Source organism: Weissella sagaensis, assembly GCF_010306265.1.
In the GTDB taxonomy this organism is placed as follows: Bacteria; Bacillota; Bacilli; order Lactobacillales; family Lactobacillaceae; genus Weissella; species Weissella sagaensis.
In genome coordinates this window covers 201,702-219,079 of record NZ_BLKA01000002.1, presented here as the reverse complement: position 1 = coordinate 219,079, position 17,378 = coordinate 201,702, and the positions used below count along the sequence as shown (strand labels likewise).

Sequence of the window (17,378 nt, the reverse complement as noted above, 5' to 3'; positions counted from 1 at the left end):
ACAACCATGCAATAAAACACAATTTATTATAGTATTTGCTTATCTACTACTCGTAGTTGTTCATCTAGCGTATAAATAATGGGCTTACCATTTGGAATCTTAATTTGTTCAAGTTCATCATCAGGTACATGTTCTAAATATTTAATTAATACCCGAAGACTACTACCATGTGCAACAATAAACTCATTACGTCCAAGTTGAAGTTTAGGTGCTATGCTAGTATGCCAATATGGTAATAGGCGTTGTTGCGTCATCGCAAGACTCTCTGCTAATGGTATTGCAACTCCAATTCGATCATAAGCCTGTTGATGTTCTTGTTTGATTAAAGTTGGTGGTACATCCATAAATCCTCGACGCCAACGTTCAACTTGTTTACGGCCATATTGTTGTCGCGCCGCATCTTTATCTAAACCAGCTAATGCACCATAATGACGTTCGTTTAACCGCCATGTTTTAAAAATTGGTACCCAGTTGATATTTAAAACATCACAAACAATCAAGGCTGTCATAATCGTGCGCTTTAACATTGATGTATGAACATCATCAATTTGAATAGCCGTTTGCTTTAATGTTAGTCCGGCTTCATAGGCCTGCCTTTGTCCCTTATGTGTTAAAGGTGCATCTGTCCACCCCGTAAAAGTATTTTGCATATTAGCAGTACTTTCCCCATGACGCATTAAAATTAATTTAACCATTAGCACTCCTCCATCTATCTTTAACCATCCCCATATTTATATACCCTACAATAACAAACATTCGTGACTCAAATATATAATATTCGGTATCTTCACATAAAATATATTATTTTTTATAAAATTCTCCCAATATCCTTGTTAATTTAAGAATTTTTTTGAAAAATGCGTTATTTTAGTTAGATGACTTACTGTTAAGTAATAAAAAATTAAAGGAGACTCTAAAACCTTTTATGGTATCAACAGTTAAACAAACAAAAAATACTAGAATTCTTTGGGCTGACTATGCCAAGTGTTTCGGCATTATTGCCGTTGTTGCAGGTCATGCAATCAACGATGTTGCAGGCCAAGGTCTTGACATTGCCTATAATGCCATTTATTGGTGGCATATGCCACTATTTTTTATGATTGGTGGGTTTTTTCTTAAGAAAATAAATTTTAATATTAAAGGTTGGCGCTATTTATTAGGTCACAAAATCAAGCCCTTATTAATTGCTTATCTGTTAAATGGTTCAATCTTAATTATTCTGAGCCACTTTTTTAGACAACAATCTTGGGATTACACATTCGCTTATTTTGGACGTCTAATCTATGGTGGTAGTACTTTAAATAATTATTTGAGTGTCTTTTGGTATATGACAACCTATATGCTAGCCATTTTTATGACAACCATCTTGTTATCAGCAATTAAATCAATTTGGTGGCAATTTTTAATTGCGGGTGGTTTATTTATGTTAGGTATAGCTTTTCAAGATATCACATTCTTTGGGCATACTGATTTCCCGTGGAATGCTCAAATATCATTGTTAGCTGTCTTTTGGATGTTATTGGGACATTACCTCTTCAAAGTCTTTCCAAAAATAAAGTGGTCTTATAAAATCACCTATGCCATTGTTGCAAGTCTCTTTTTTATTGGCCTTATCTACCTATATGCGCAAGATAAACTTAATTTTGTGCTCTGGTTGAAATCTTCTAATATTCAAAGTGGTTTCCAAGCACTCATTATTCCACCAATCTTATGTTTACTTGTTTTTATTATCTGTGAAGGACTTGAACATCTAGGAGAATTTGCTCCCTTAATATTTATTGGTAAGCATACTGATACTATCATGTTCTATCATCGTGCTGCTTTTGATATAACAACTTTAATGGTTTTTACAAATAATTGGTATTTTAGAATCATTATTGGATTAGCTGCCCCAATTTTATTAGCCCTAATTTTACAAAAGATTAAAGGCACCCCCAATTATATGAAGTTGCAACAATATCTAAGTATTCACCAACAACAATATCTAAAGATAGGTATGCCAATAGTAGCTAGTTTAATGTTAATTAGTTTAGCAGGCGTGGTTTACCTTTATCATCAAACAAATCAAATTGTTAAGCATTACACAATATCAAGCACCCCAACTATCTATATGCATGGTTGGGCAAGTAGTATTCGTTCTGAACAGGGATTAGTGAAAACAGCAACTGAACAACAAATTGCGACTGAAGAAATGATTATTCATGTTGATCATCATAATCAACTTCAAATACAAGGTCACTTAACTGGTCAAAAAAATAACCCCATTATTTTAGTCCAATTTGATAATAATCAAGTTGGTGAGGTTCGTTATGCACAAGGACTATATCGTATTGTAAAATACTTACAACAAAAATATAATATTACTGAATTTAATGCCGTTGGTCATTCAATGGGTGCTTATGCTTGGGTTTATTATGGGATGCATTGGGGAGCTAACCTACAGCTACCACAAGTCAATAAGATGGCACTTCTTGCCGGTCCTTATAATGGTATTTTAAATAAAGGGCACCGTAACCAACCAACAAGTGGTAGATTAGCTAAACTCTGGACTGATCAATCACATCAGAATCAACTTCAAGAAGATGGGCGTCCTAAAATTATCCACGATGAGTATCAAGCATTATTGAAATATAAAAATGATTTTCCAACTAATACACGCGTATTAAATATCTACGGTAATTTAAAAGATGGTAGCCAATCAGACGGTCTGGTCACCATACAATCTGTTAAATCCTTACGATACTTAGTTTCAAATAATGCTAAATCATATCAAGAATTTGTTGTTAATGGTAATACTGGTCAGCATAGTCGTTTGCACACGGATAATCCAACCGTTAGCCATGAATTAAACAATTATTTATGGCATCATTAATAGCTACTCAATAAGCACAGAACAAGCTGTTTTGTGCTTATTATAATGCCACAAATTTAGTGAAAATAAATCATAAGTCTGCTATTTGATAGTGTTATAATGATTAAAAATGGATGAGCTTTTAATTCATTGTTTTTTAACTAAATTGCTAGAATTTATTAAAAAGAGGTGCCAATTATGAATAATCAAGAATTTGCGCAAATGCTATATAATGCTGATACGAAACGACAAGCCTTGTCACAAAGCGATTATGTTACGCAATTAGATAACGAGTCAGATGCATATGATGTTCAACACGCTTTAATGGCTTTAAAAGCAGAAGAAATTGGTGGCTATAAAGTTTCTCTAACAAGCAAAGAAACACAAAATATGTTTGATTCAACCACGCCACTTTATGGTGCTCAGGTTGTGAGCCATTTCAAACAAGCTCCAACAACGTTATCTACTAATCAAGTACTTGATCCCTTAGCTGAAGTTGAATTAATGTTTACTGCCAAAGAAGACTTGTTTCCTGAAGACTCCCTAACCGACTTAATGAACAAAACATTAATTGCACCAGCCATTGAAGTACCTGACTCACGCTTTTTGAATTGGTTCCCTAGCCTTTCAAAATACCTGGTTATTGCTGATGCAGCAGTGGGTGGATTTATCGTGTATGGTCAACAGGTGGAAACGATGGACTATTTTAAAACACCTGATGAATTAGCAGCAGTTGCTACCGTTTTATATCACAATGGTAAAGAAATTAAAACGGGTAATGCTACTGAAGTTTTAGGTAATCCATTATTGTCTTTGCAGTGGTTAGTCGCAAAATTAGCGAGTCAAAACCGACAATTAATCGCTGGTCAGCATATTTCAAGTGGTACTTTCCTCTTACCAGAACATTTAACCACTGGTACCTGGCAAGCATCTTTCAGTCATCATTTAAGTGATGTTGTGTTGAACATAGAATAATACATAAAAAATCATCAATCTAGCCAAAAAAATGGTCAAATTGATGATTTTTTATTGCTAATGGTATTTTTTTTATTAGGTTATCTTGCATGTCGCCAATCAGAATCCATCAGTATTCGTGCAACAATTAAGCCTAATGGTAAGAATAATACAATCATCATTGCAGCGATAAACCATTGACCACCTGTTGCAATCTGACCAATACCAAGATAGTACATTGCTCTGTACATGTACAATCCTGGCACCATAATCACAATTGCTGGTACTGTTAATGAAATACGTGGGTAGCCCATTCGTCTATGGAACAACGATGCTAAAATACCAGCTGTCAACGTCCCAATAAACGCTGCTGCTGGTGCTGGCAATGAGGTTAAATCAACTAGTTCCAAGCGCAATGTATTGGCAATTGCGCCGATTAATCCTGCCGTTGTTGCCATTTTAACAGGACTATTAAACATAATGGAAAAGCCAAAAACCCCACAAAAACTAGCAGGAACCCGCAATAAGCCTATGAATAGCGGTGACAAACCCACTGGTAAAAAGCTGTCAGGCTTTAAGTCACTAACTAGCGCAACCAACCAACCAACTAGTGTTGCAATAATAATGATTGATAATGCATGAATCAAACGTTCAATACCTGAACGCATATCAGATTTCGCTATATCCAAACCACTTGTAATAAATGGAAAACCGGGGATAGCAAAAAGCATTGCACCAATATAACCAGCTTCGTGAGCAACATTAATATTAAATAAAACTTCCAAACTACGAGACACTACAAGGTAAGTTAAACAAGCAACTGCAACCCCTGTTGCCAAACCAGCAAATAATGTCAATTGTTTACCATTCATTTTAGCCCGAGTATAATTACCAAGCCCTGCACCAAAGAAAGTACAGAGCATTTCAATGGGGCCACCACCTAACAAAAAGACGAAAGAACAGCAAGCTAATGCAGCAGCAAGCCCTAGTAAGAGGGGCGTATAATTACCTCGTTTACCATTAATTTCATCTAACTGCTGATGAATTGTTTTAACCTCTAATAACGCACCTTCATCTTCAAACATCTGAACAAAATGTTCCATATCTGTTAACTTATCAGTATTAACACCCGTTGCTTTTAAAGATAACGATTCTGTGTAACTGTTTTCAGCATCAAAACAAGTATATGAAATGGTCGTTAATCCAATATCTGCTGAACAATAAATATTTAAGACTCGTGAAATGGCATTCATGGTAGCTCGAACACGCCAAGCACCAGTCCCACATGAAAGCATGATTAGTCCAGTCCGCCCAACAATCATTGTCTTTTCACGCAAAGAAGCATTAATTGCTAATAAATGGGATCTTTTATCTGCCAACTCTCCCCATGGAATTTGCATATGATTTGTCAACAAACCATCGTTATATTCTGCCATTTTAAACCCTTCTTCAATTATTCTTATTATATGATTTATTTTATCATAGATATTTAATTCCTATTCTTTTACAGAAACTCTTACGATTGTGTCATTAATCGCTGTAATTGATTCACATAATCAAATTTTTTATTTACTTTTGCTAATAACTCATCATCATGTGTATGTGCAACACCATCAAACAAAATTTCTCGATATAGATTAGTATAGGGTATGCCTGCCTGCTTAGCTCGTGTTAATTCTTCGTTTAAATCATAAGCAACTTTTTGAAAAGTAACCTTTGCTAAACCCTGATTATCAATTTCTAAAATAGCATATTGTGCACGACGATCCTGATTCAAACGCGCCTGTTTAAAAAAAGGTTGTCCCACAGAACCTGGATTAATAATGAGTTGATCATGATTGCTATAACGTAACATTTGATGATGAACATGTCCATAAACGGCAATATCAATCTGCTTATCTAAAAATAAGGCATCAAAATGATCCGTATCAGCTTCTGCTAATAAAGCCGGTCCAGAATTCAAATCATTTAGATTATGTGATAAATTAATTGATAAGCCATTAACATTTTTGATCATATGGATTGGCAACGAGCGCAATATCCGTTCATTTTCTTGTTTTATCTGTTTTGCCACATAGTGACCAAGCATGCCAATATACACATCAGATGGATCATCTAAATGGTTACCAACAATATGATCTTTAACATTTAGAAAACAATCATCCCAATTACCACGAAGATATACTGAAGTATTTAATTGTTCAAGTTTATCAAATAACAAATTCGTTGCTGGTCCGGGCATTACCAGATCACCTAAAAACCAGCAGTCACTAATTTCTTGGTTTTTCATATCATCAGCAACAGCATTTAAGGCTGTTAAATTACCATGAATATCTGACAAAATTGCAATCCTTTTTTTCATTATATAACTATCCTTTCTACTTTTTTACAGGTGTTTTTGCTCCTTGCTTTAAACCTTCATTAACCGTCTGTGCATAAATAACATCACCCTCATGACGACCAGCAAAATGAACCCCATCCGTACCTGCAAAGACCTCCGGATGCTTTTGTGCCATTTTTTGCCAATCAGCAATCGTGATAAAATTATACTTTTTTGGTAACGTTCGTTCAAATTGAGCTAACTTAAACGAATTCCACGTTGCATCAGCGCGCCCATCATATGGTGTTACCAAAATAAGTCGGTGACCTGGTTTCAAATCATTAATTAATTTCTCCAATTGTTCATTACTACCTGGCAATGCATTTGTCCCAATGCTGAGAACAACATTTTCACGTAATAAATGATTTGCTTGCGCTCGCATCATCACATCATAAGCCAACTGCATCGTACGTTCACCAGCTGCATCAACCGTACTATCAGCAACATTCTGCTGCAAATACTCACGCGTACCAGCGGTCACACTATCTCCAATAATCGAAACACCTTTTGGAATTGTTACCGCCTGCTTATGTTTATCTTTGGCTGCTTGCTGTTGCTTAACATCTGCCTGAATAACTGTCTTACTAGTTGTCATGTTATCCCTGGCTTGATATAAACTACTAATCCATAATTTTTGGTCTAACTGCGTTAAGCCAGGTGCAGTTTTAATAACAGTAGCTGCAATAATTAATAGCAATAGGCCACCTGCAGCAAGTCCTAACTTAATTGGTTTTAATAATGTTGTCTTCTTGATATCTCGTGGTTGTTTACCAGCCAAAAGTGGCTCAATAATATAGTATGACAAGGCTGAAAAAGGGACACCAATGACAATTGTCATTATCACTGCGCTAATTGTATTCATACGTTGTGAAAAAATGACAAATAATGGCCAATGATACAAATACATACTATAACTAATATCAGCAATAAAAGTTGCCCATTTAGGTTCAATCATATTAGGTGTTAAGTTATGTAAAGTTCTTGCTTTAACGATGGCAAAAGCTGTTACCAGACTAGCAATTAAAATACCGCCTAAGTAAGTTTTTTGGCTATCAAAATGCATCACAAATCCCAACATAGCTAAGAATACAAAAGCCAAAACTAAGCTAATGACGGTTGGCATTAATCTAGCCTGATTCAATGTCTGCTGAAAACGTTTCGGTACCATTGTAATTCCCGTGAACGAAGCCGTTAGCGCACCAATAAAGAATGGAAAACAGTGTGTCAAACTAGAAAAATAAACTGCTGAATAGTCTGTTAGATTAAAGCTGCGCAATCCCATCAATATGACGCTCACAGCAGCAAAAACTAATGAGGTGAACGCAATCATTGACCGAAAAGAAACAACCATTTCTTTTTGATTACTATTAGATTTATGCATCCATTGCACTAATCCAGCAATAATTAGTCCCCATAGAATGTAAAAATGAACTTCAACTGCCAATGACCAAGTATGCACAAATAAATGTGGAATAAATTTACTTTCATAGCTACCACCGGTTGCGATTTCAAAATAATTGGTAGTAAAACCCATTGCTGCAGCAATTTGTTTACCAATCCCCGTAACATAATCGGGACTCACTAAATATGTAAATGGTAATACGACTAAGATTGCTAATAATAGTGGTGGTACAATCCGATTAAACCGGCGCTGATAAAATTTAACTAACTTAAATTGACGCGTTTTTGCAAACTCATCAATCATTAAAGCAGTAATTAGAAATCCTGAAAAAGTAAAGAAAATATCAACGCCAATAAAGCCACCAGGATAACTATTTTGAAAAAAATGGTAAGTCAATACCGACAACAGACCTGCAATTCTGATAAAACTAAACCATTTAATGCGCATGGATTAATTCTCCCTTCTTAAAGGTAACCTGATATTTCTGTTTATCGATTGACAGCGTCCCCTTACCATTTGGTAAATTATTCTGAAATTGCCCTTGATATTGCCAATTTTCATGAGAAATAAATTTTCCTTGTCCATCAAATTTACCATCAATAAAATGTCCGCGATAATAATCCTTATTTTTAAATTTAATCGTGCCCAAACCATTAAATTTTTCCTTAAAAACATCGCCATGATACGCAATCTTGCCATTATCTAAGGTAAGTTGTTGTTGTGCCTGATGTTGTTCTGGTAGTAAGCTATAGATTGCTGCGATAATTAAAATGATTACAACTAAGCTCTGGAGTATATTTTTAATTTTCATACTCTAACTCCTCAAATTAATAATAAACTAAATTAACCTAATGTTACCATATCGACGCATTCTTGTACTTATTCACACCATGGTCTTAATATTACCTAAACAATATACGAAAGGCCGCCAAATTCATAAAAAATTTGGCGGCCTTTAAATACTATTTCGTTTTAATGTTTCAACTTATCATATGTTAATTAATTAGTACTCTTCCCACCACTTACGCTTAGAAGTCTTACCAATTCCTGGGTTGAAACTATTAGTAGGATCATTCTTCTTATAATGCTCAACCAATGCTGGTGCAGCTTTATACAAGTGACCAACGTTGTGCTCAGCTGGGTAAATTGCCCCACGCTTATCAAACAACTTTAGCATTTCTTGCTTCAACTCATGTGCGTCAACACCAGGCTTCAAAATATAGTCTTGATGCATAACGTGATCCAAGAAGTGTCCGTAGTATAACTTATATTCAATCTTGTCATCGATTTCCTTTGGTAATGTTTCAAACCAATCATCATCGTTACGACGTAGTGCCACATCAATTGGTAAGATATCAATCTTATCCTGGTGCAATTCTTGGTAACGAATAGGAACAGATGCCGTGACATAACGGTGCAATGAAGCCTTGTTTGTCTCATCAGCATTAGCCTCAAAGAACTCACCTTCTTCTTCTTTGAAGAATTCAGTCAAGTAAGCACGAGCTTCAGCAATTCCATCACCAGACATCTTCAATTGCAAGTAGTGTTGGAAACGATTTGCATAGTCTTCCATCCGCTTTGGCAATTGGTTAGGGAAAATATTACCTGCGCGTTGCAAGAAACGGTCTGGGAAATATGGCTTAAACGTTGGCAAATGACTTAACATACGTTCTGCCGTAGCCTTCCAACCAAACATTGTTGGTAGGTACTCAGTGCCCACCTTATCCAAAACCATCAAAGAATCTTTACCATAAAGTTTAGCTAATTCATATGCTTCTTTGTGCATATACTCCCCTGAAACAGGCAAATTCTTAAATTCAGACAAAATGTGACGACGCATTTTTTCCAATACAGCTGGTGAATTCGTTCCAATGTAGAATACTTGTGATTCACCTTCTGAAACGTAAGTATCTAGACGAACGGCGAAGGTAGCAACTTTTCCAGCAGCTCCTGATGCTTCATACAGGCCCTTTGGATCAGCGTTATAACGTGTTGGCATATCTGAATCGACATCACGCACACGTTTTTCATAATCACGGTTATGACCAACACGCTCTTCTGAATTTGGCACATTATTAACGTCAAACCGCCGGTTAGCTAAATTGTCCAAAATTTCTTCTGGTGTATCACCAAGATCAATACCCAAGTGATTTACCAAATGCAATTCATTATTTTCATCAATACGAGCATATAATGCTAATTCAGTATAAGCTGGCCCACGTTGAATCAAAGCGCCACCAGAATTGTTGTTAATTCCACCAATAACTGAAGCGCCAAGATTTGATGATCCAATAACTGAATGTGGCTCACGGTTCAAAGGCTTCAAAGTTTGCTCTAACTTATTCAAAGTTGTTCCTGGGAACGCCAAAATTTGCTTACCTTGATTGATCAATTGCAAATCCTTGATACGACTTCCCTTAACAATAACAACATCACGATCATAACCATCTGATGGTGTTGAACCTTCAGTCAAACTAGTATTTGAAGCTTGCATCAAAATAATAATATTATCACGATGTAACACCTTCAAAACCTGCCACATTTCTAAAAGAGTGCCCGGCATAACTACTGCTAATGCATCCCCTTTTCCTGAACGGTATCCTTTACGATATCGCAATGACTTGGCGGCTGACGTCACAATATGGTGACTTCCCACAATTGCCGTTAAATCTTTAATTGTCGACATAAACTTAACCTACCTCCTAATGTACAATATACTTCTAATATACCACTTTTCTTAAGAAAATGAACATAAACTTTTTATCACAAAACCTTAATTGTACTATTTTTCACAATACTTGGTCAAGTAAAAACAAAATTATTTGTCACTATCACATTTAACAATTGTGAATTTTATCATTATTAACCATTCACAACATTAACTGGCTTTCCAGCTAAATAACTTTCGATATTATCAACAACAATATTTAACAAACGTTCACGTGTTTCTTGTGGCGCCCATGCAATATGTGGTGTCAGATAACAATTTTTTGCCGTCAACAATGGATTATCATTATTAATTGGTTCTTGCGATGCAACATCCAAAGCAGCATAAGCAATTTGACCATCATTTAGAGCTGCTGTTAGGTCTGCTTCATTAATTAACTTACCACGGGCTGTGTTAATCAAAACAGCCGTATTTTTCATTTTGTGCAAGACATCTGTATTAATAAATTCAGACATTTCTACTGTATAAGGAATGTGCAAGCTAATAAAATCCGCTTGAGCATATAATGTTTCTAAGTCTACTTGTTCAATCGCATCATCAAAAACTTCTTTTGGTCGGTGATTATAAAAAATAACCTTCATGTTAAATGCTAAAGCAATTTTTGCGACCGCTTGAGCAATTTTTCCAAAGCCAACCAAACCAAGTGTCTTATCCTTTAATTCAATTAATGGTGAATCCCAAAATGAAAAGCGGCCGGCTTGCTGCCACGCACCCGCATGTACAAGATCATCATGTTGTTTAACGCGACTTGTCACTGCCAAAATCAAGGCAAATGTAAATTGTGCAACGGCGTCCGTCCCATAAGTTGGTACGTTCATAACTGCAATGCCTTTTTCTTTAGCATAAGCCACATCCACATTATCATAACCTGTAGCACTTTCAGCAATCACTTTTAAATCAGGTGCAGCATCCATGACGTCTTTGGTCATGGGTACTTTGTTAACTAAGACTACTTCTGCACCCGCTAAACGATTAATAATTTCATCATGATCATCATATGGTGTTTTATCGTAGACAACGACTTCACCTAAATGATCTAATACATGCCAATCAATATCACCTGGATTTAATGCTAATCCATCTAAAACAACAATTTTCATCTTTTATCCCCCATACTTTGCTCTTAATAATCATTATTAATTATAACATGTATGCGCTTAACTCAAGGTACAATACTTACTATAATATAAAAAAACAACAGTTTTATTATTGATAAAACTGTTGTTAAATATTAATTTTATAAAAAGATACCATTACCGACCACAAAACTAATAATTGATACTAACAAAATTAGTGTCAAACAGATTGCATGGAATACCTTATGATTGGCCAGCAATGCAATATACTCCCTAATAAAGGCATTTGGAATAAAGAAACGACTTGTTTTGGCACCTAATCCATCAATGTTTAAGCCCACCAACCGCGCATAACCGGCTGCACGAAATGTATGATAATCACTTGTTGCAAATAGGCCCTTAGTCAAGTCGATATTTTGTTTTGTCAGTATTCCCTTAGAAAACAGCATGTTTTCATATGTCGTTTTGGATTGATTTTCAATTAGAATCCGATTCAATTTAGCACCATGTGCTTTGGCATATGTGGCCATTGCTTCACCTTCAGCAAGTACCTCATCTCCACCTTGACCACCAGAGAAAACCAGCCAAGGATATCTTTTTGTTTTATCAAATTGCTTTTGTGCAAAATCTAAAGCAACTTGGATACGTGAAGCCAAAAGTGGCGACACATCCTTACCATTTAACAATCCTGCCCCTAAGACAATAACATAATCTTTATTATATTTTGGTCGATATAACCGCGTTATAATAAACGAGGTAATAAATGCCAAAAACCAAAATCCTAAGTAGAAAATAACAGGGTTAATCAACGTAACGTATAAGCCAACTGTTTGATGGCTAAAAAACCGGTTATCAATTAATTGCATAATTGGTAAGACAACAACAATTAATAGACCAATTACCAGTGTCAACATATTTCCTAACGTATGACTCTCGCGTCGCCACACCGTAAAGGCATTCCAAAGTAACAACACACCTAATAATGAATAAATAATAGCCATTGGCACTAATATAATGATTAGTATGATGTAGAACACAGTCGATAGCCAATAAATATTAAGTAATTCAACTGTAACTATCAATGTTATCCCACCAAAGATAACTGAAAAATTAGCTAATATCCCATTTAATAATCGAAATTTATTTTGCCGAAGACTAATAATCAATAAGCCAGCACAAATGATTGTTAAAATAGCCAATATATACAACAACCAATAACTTGTATTATTTGCAGTAGACATATTTCCAACACCCTTCCTTAATAATAATTAAACATATCCAAATTATACCTAACCTTGCAACTAATAACCACATCATTAAATGTTTAATCTGGCAAAGTACCACGCTTCACTTTAATGATATACTTAATAAGTATTATTAAAATAACATAGAAAGATAAACTATTATGAAAAAGAAAATCACAACTATTCTACTTGGTATCATTGCAATTATTTTAATTGTAACTGTATCAGTCCATTTTCAAAACACATCGACATCGTCACAAACACATATCAGTTCAAACAAGTGGACCAAAAAGTCTTTTGACGACTTAAAAATTGGCGATTTTAACAAGGCCGGCAAGGATGGTGCAACCTATGAACAAGTTGTTGCAAAATACGGTCGTCCTAATAAAAAAAATAAATCCAAATCTGGCGACCATATTTTAACGGTTGTTTCGTGGCGAAACATTGCTGGTGATTACACTGGTGTCACGCTTACTTTTATGAGCCAAGAAAAAAATACTGCAACTGCCCGTCTGACATCTAAGACATTATTAGATAGTAAAACAATTAATCTTGCTAAAAAATGGACGATGACCACATATAATGCTATTCGCTTAGAAAATTCTGAAACTAACGAACACGATGGTGACTCATTAGCTAGTCTTACAAAACAATATGGGCATCCTGCTGTCTTAACATTGGCTAACATTGATGGTAAGGTGCAAACAAATGCTGTTTGGCATAATACAAACGGAGGCGCTAATGGTAGCGTTTCAGTTGATTTTTCAGAATATAATACTGCCTTAAATAAAAAACAAGACAAGTTACGTTAAACATCATTAATTAAAATACCACTTTGAACAAATACGGTTAACTGAACCGTTGTTCAAAGTGGTATTTTTTATCACATTAATTATTCAAAAAATTTGCCATCAGCAATATCAGCTAACGTATCTCGTGATGGAATAAAAAATAATTGGCCACTTAAAATAGTCGAGAATGTCAGCAAAAAATCAGATTGATCTAACATCTGCTGCAACATTAATTTAGTAACCTCAAAATGACGTGCATAGCCAATAAAATATGTGCCCGTATAATCCATAGCTGGGTCTGAAAATGGAACATTCATCCGTATAATTTTTTTCTCATCCCCATCTATTTCAATTTTTGAAGCAACATTATGAGCATTTACCATCTTGTCATCGTCATCTAATTCCATATCATCATATTTATGACGACCGACAGCTTTTTCTTGCATCTCAATGGTTAATTTTTCCCAAAAAGCCATATCATGTTGCCACTTTTGAGCAAAAGCATATGAACCATTAGCAAATTCTGAATCTTCATCCCCAATAATGGCATATTCAGCAGCATCTTCTAAGGCCGGTGCCTCTGTCCCATCAATAAAGCCAATAATGGCACGTCCCTCTAAATAACGGAAACCTTTTGTTTCATCGATAACCGTTGTTACCGGACTCAACAGTTTCATAAATTGTCGGACAATTTCGTACACAACGCCTTCATCATTAGCTCTAACATGTAAGAAGATATCCCCATCACTAGCAGGCATACTGTACTCAGGTCCTGTTAATGTTTTATACGTTTCCAATTCATGTGGTTTATTAGCGTTTGGAAATAAGTATTCCCATGCATGATTGCTAAAACCTATTGCAACCTGCAAATCAGATTGTGGATTACGAATCCGCATTGATCGAATAATGGCTTGAGACATATCGGAAAATGTAGCGATATGTTCCTGCTCATCCACCAAATCTTGCTGATTTAACTGCAATACAATAAATGAAACGTTATTACCAGGATCTTTCCAAACATCTTGTGCTAATTTTGCATTAAGCATTTTAATCGTTCCTCCCAAAAAAATACTATTCAATACATATTAAGTATACGTCATTTACACCAGAAAAGGTGGTATTTTTTTGAGCATTTAAAGATTTTTGTTAGCTAGTCTAAATAGTAGCTGCGAACTTGCGAGACATAATCACCCGCTTGTGTTGGATCATCATACCGGCCAACATACATTAATTCATCACCAGTAAATCGTTCACCCGTTGCTTGGTCAACATAAACACCATCTGGTATTAGGTTGACCAATTTTGTAATGGTAAACGGTTGCTGACCTGAAGCAAGCATTCTAAAATGATAAACTAATACATCACTACCATCAGGACTGACAAATTCCCAGGCAGCTTCATTACTAGTAAACGGATTCTTTAGACGATAAAAATCACCAAATTGAATTAGGTGGCGATGCTTTTTATAAAAGGCTATCTGTTCTTTAACTAAATCTTTCTCGCCCTGCGTAAGTTCTTGAACATTTAACTCATAACCAAAGACCCCAGAACTAGCGACATCCCCACGCGTTTTTAGTGAAATATGCCGTTGTGTCTGTGGATTAGGTACCGCTGCAACATGTGCTGTCATGTTCGATACTGGGTACCCAAAAGTTGTGCCATATTGAATTTTGATGCGTTCAGCGGCATCAGTACTATCGGATGTCCACGTCTGTGGGAAATAATATAACATACCTGCATCAAAACGCCCACCACCGCTTGAACATCCTTCCATCAAAATTTCGGGATAACGTGTCGTCAAACGTTCGACTAAATTATAAACGCCTAATATATAACGATGAGAAACTTCGCCTTGCTGATCGGCTGACAATATGGCCGAATGTACTTCTGTCATATGGCGATTCATATCCCATTTAATGTAGTCAATCGGTACACGATCCAGAATTGCTGTCATTTGTTGATAAATATTCTCTACAACTTCTGGTCGTGAAAAATCTAATACGTATTGATCTCTTGACAAAGACATTGGTCGATTAGGTATTTGTAACGCATAATCCGGATGTTGCTGATATAAATCAGAATTTTTTGAAATCATTTCTGGTTCAAACCAAAGTCCAAATTTCATATTTTTGGCATGCACTTTTTCTGACAATCCTCGTAAACCACCACCGTCAGCTAACTTACTCGTATACTCATACCAGTCACCTAGTGAACGCTCATCATCATCACGTTGACCAAACCAGCCATCATCAAGGACAAACATTTCAATACCTAATGGCGCTGCCTCATCTAAAATACCTTCAATTTTTTGAGCATTAAAATCAAAATAAGTTGCTTCCCAATTATTAATAACAATTGGCCGATCTTGATATTGGTATTGACCGCGTGCCACACGCTCCCGTAATAAATGATGATACGTTTGTGACATGCCATTTAGACCTGCATCAGAATAAACTAAAATGGCTTCTGGTGATTGAAAATGATCATTTGGCTTTAATTGCCAACTAAAGCCATCTTCATTAATACCAGATACTAAACGAATTTGATCAATATAGTCCTTTTCAAATGTAAATTGATGGTTTCCCGAATAAACTAATTGAATACCATATGCTTCGCCACTTTGTTCAGAGGTAGTCGCATCAACTGCAATTACAAAAGGATTCATGTGGTGCGAACTAGCACCCCGACGACTGCCAAATTCTGTAATACCTTGTCGCAGTTTTTGACGTTCAATTTGCCGTTCATGAAATTGTGAGCCTGGAAATGAAATCACATCCATATCCCTTTTAGGCATATCTAATTGCAAGGATGCTACTTTTTCAATATAAAAAATATTTTCACTATTATTAATAACTTGTGTTGAGCGGGTAATAACTGCTCTTTCAGCGTAAATGGTGTAGTAAAGAATAACACTTGCTTGCAACGTCTTATCTTTTAATGTAATTGCTAGCGTTTGCGCCTCATTAGTATCCTTAACGTATGCTTGTGGTAAACCAACCAATTCTGGTTTACCAGCAAAAACTTTCCATGAATCATAACGAAAATCAGTTGCTAATGCGCCATCAGCGGCCTTAATAATAATAGCCGGACTTCTAAAATCACCTGTTTGGTTACCCGCAAACTCTTGTGGTAACACATCTTTTGAATAGTGACGATCAACTTGTCCTGGTGTCCCTGCTAAATTAGGTGACAATCCTCGCTCATAGCGCAGATAGTCTCGGGTACCATGATAACCTGATATACGTCGACCAAAATATAAATGTGTTAATATCTCACCCTCTGAAATGCCCATAATGTATGAAATTTTTTCATTTCTTAGGTGGAATATTTGTTGCGCTTGATCAAATATGATATCTGCTTTTGCCATGTTTGCCTCCAAAATATGTCATTTTAATATTATTATTGCTTTATTATATTGTAACCGCTTACTTAAATAGTGTAAAAGACTTTTCATTTTTAATGAAAGCATCAAAAAAGATTGCTAACTAGCTAAACTGATTGTTTAGACAAATTAGCAATCTTCAAATAAAGTGCAATTTATAAAAATGATGTTTAACGTACTTTAGCTGAGCGCAACCGACTATTTGTCACAACTTCAATTTGACGTAACGTTGCAGCATCTATGTGTAAACCACTAGCAATTTGGCCAAATGTCCATGTTGGATGGCGTTCACACAAGTCATGAAAGTGCGCAATCAACTTATCATTAACTTGTGGTTGTCTATTTGTTTGTGTCCCCTCAACAATAACGTTAGCAACATTAGATTTTTCAAAACTATAATGCAAACGACTTGGTCCCATTTCACCAGTTGCGAAATCCATTGTTCTTTTCCTCCCCATCAGTAGGCTAAAAATATCAACAACAACTCCTATAAACACATATTAACATTTTTGTTAGTTAAAATAAAGCAAACTTTTATTGTTATCTATATTTTTTTATTCGTTTTTTAAT

14 protein-coding genes are annotated in these 17,378 nt (G+C 35.6%); 3 read left to right on the top strand and 11 right to left on the bottom strand.

Annotation, left to right across the window (positions count from 1 at the left end; all coding sequences use genetic code 11):
• Positions 1-26: 26 nt before the first annotated feature.
• The gene (locus tag G7Y65_RS03600; protein ID WP_137600540.1) at positions 27-695 is read right to left on the bottom strand and encodes a 2,3-bisphosphoglycerate-dependent phosphoglycerate mutase; all 669 of its coding nucleotides are present in this window, start codon (positions 693-695) and stop codon (positions 27-29) included.
• A 230-nt stretch (positions 696-925) separates the two neighbouring features.
• On the opposite strand from G7Y65_RS03600, the gene G7Y65_RS03595 reads away from it, so the two are divergent.
• On the top strand, positions 926-2,872 hold the full coding sequence (locus G7Y65_RS03595; protein ID WP_165314631.1) for an alpha/beta hydrolase: 1,947 nt from the start codon (positions 926-928) through the stop codon (positions 2,870-2,872).
• A 177-nt stretch (positions 2,873-3,049) separates the two neighbouring features.
• Positions 3,050-3,826, top strand: coding sequence for a 2-keto-4-pentenoate hydratase (locus tag G7Y65_RS03590; RefSeq protein WP_137600542.1), 777 nt, complete (start codon positions 3,050-3,052; stop codon positions 3,824-3,826).
• An 80-nt stretch (positions 3,827-3,906) separates the two neighbouring features.
• Here the strand turns inward: G7Y65_RS03590 and G7Y65_RS03585 are convergent, their stop codons facing one another.
• From G7Y65_RS03585 to G7Y65_RS03555, 7 genes are all read right to left on the bottom strand, one after another.
• Positions 3,907-5,241, bottom strand: coding sequence for a threonine/serine exporter family protein (locus tag G7Y65_RS03585; RefSeq protein ID WP_165314630.1), 1,335 nt, complete (start codon positions 5,239-5,241; stop codon positions 3,907-3,909).
• 80 nt (positions 5,242-5,321) lie between these two features.
• Positions 5,322-6,167 (bottom strand): metallophosphoesterase family protein, encoded by an 846-nt coding sequence (locus tag G7Y65_RS03580; RefSeq protein ID WP_165314628.1) that lies wholly within the window; start codon positions 6,165-6,167, stop codon positions 5,322-5,324.
• Positions 6,168-6,183: 16 nt separating this feature from the next.
• Positions 6,184-8,034 carry an acyltransferase family protein gene (locus tag G7Y65_RS03575; RefSeq protein WP_165314627.1) on the bottom strand — a complete coding sequence of 617 codons (1,851 nt, stop codon included), beginning with the start codon at positions 8,032-8,034 and terminating at the stop codon, positions 6,184-6,186.
• Positions 8,024-8,398: an MORN repeat-containing protein gene (locus tag G7Y65_RS03570; protein WP_042493952.1), complete on the bottom strand. Its 375-nt coding sequence runs from the start codon at positions 8,396-8,398 to the stop codon at positions 8,024-8,026. The genes G7Y65_RS03575 and G7Y65_RS03570 overlap by 11 nt, the downstream gene beginning before the upstream one ends.
• A gap of 192 nt (positions 8,399-8,590) precedes the next feature.
• Entirely contained in the window at positions 8,591-10,273 is a 1,683-nt protein-coding gene (gene dld / locus G7Y65_RS03565) for a D-lactate dehydrogenase (RefSeq protein WP_137600547.1), read from the bottom strand.
• Between the two features lie 176 nt (positions 10,274-10,449).
• Positions 10,450-11,415, bottom strand: a complete 966-nt coding sequence (locus G7Y65_RS03560; RefSeq protein ID WP_042493948.1) for a D-2-hydroxyacid dehydrogenase — start codon at positions 11,413-11,415, stop codon at positions 10,450-10,452.
• A 137-nt stretch (positions 11,416-11,552) separates the two neighbouring features.
• Positions 11,553-12,632: a YdcF family protein gene (locus G7Y65_RS03555; protein WP_150189795.1), complete on the bottom strand. Its 1,080-nt coding sequence runs from the start codon at positions 12,630-12,632 to the stop codon at positions 11,553-11,555.
• Positions 12,633-12,796: 164 nt separating this feature from the next.
• On the opposite strand from G7Y65_RS03555, the gene G7Y65_RS03550 reads away from it, so the two are divergent.
• Positions 12,797-13,447 carry a hypothetical protein gene (locus tag G7Y65_RS03550; protein ID WP_052348442.1) on the top strand — a complete coding sequence of 217 codons (651 nt, stop codon included), beginning with the start codon at positions 12,797-12,799 and terminating at the stop codon, positions 13,445-13,447.
• An 80-nt stretch (positions 13,448-13,527) separates the two neighbouring features.
• Here G7Y65_RS03550 and G7Y65_RS03545 read toward each other — a convergent pair whose 3' ends face one another.
• From G7Y65_RS03545 to G7Y65_RS03535, 3 genes are all read right to left on the bottom strand, one after another.
• Entirely contained in the window at positions 13,528-14,472 is a 945-nt protein-coding gene (locus G7Y65_RS03545) for a Dyp-type peroxidase (RefSeq protein ID WP_042493946.1), read from the bottom strand.
• A 104-nt stretch (positions 14,473-14,576) separates the two neighbouring features.
• Positions 14,577-16,793, bottom strand: a complete 2,217-nt coding sequence (locus G7Y65_RS03540; protein ID WP_150189796.1) for an alpha-galactosidase — start codon at positions 16,791-16,793, stop codon at positions 14,577-14,579.
• A 185-nt stretch (positions 16,794-16,978) separates the two neighbouring features.
• Positions 16,979-17,248 carry a hypothetical protein gene (locus G7Y65_RS03535; protein WP_042493942.1) on the bottom strand — a complete coding sequence of 90 codons (270 nt, stop codon included), beginning with the start codon at positions 17,246-17,248 and terminating at the stop codon, positions 16,979-16,981.
• Positions 17,249-17,378 lie beyond the last annotated feature (130 nt).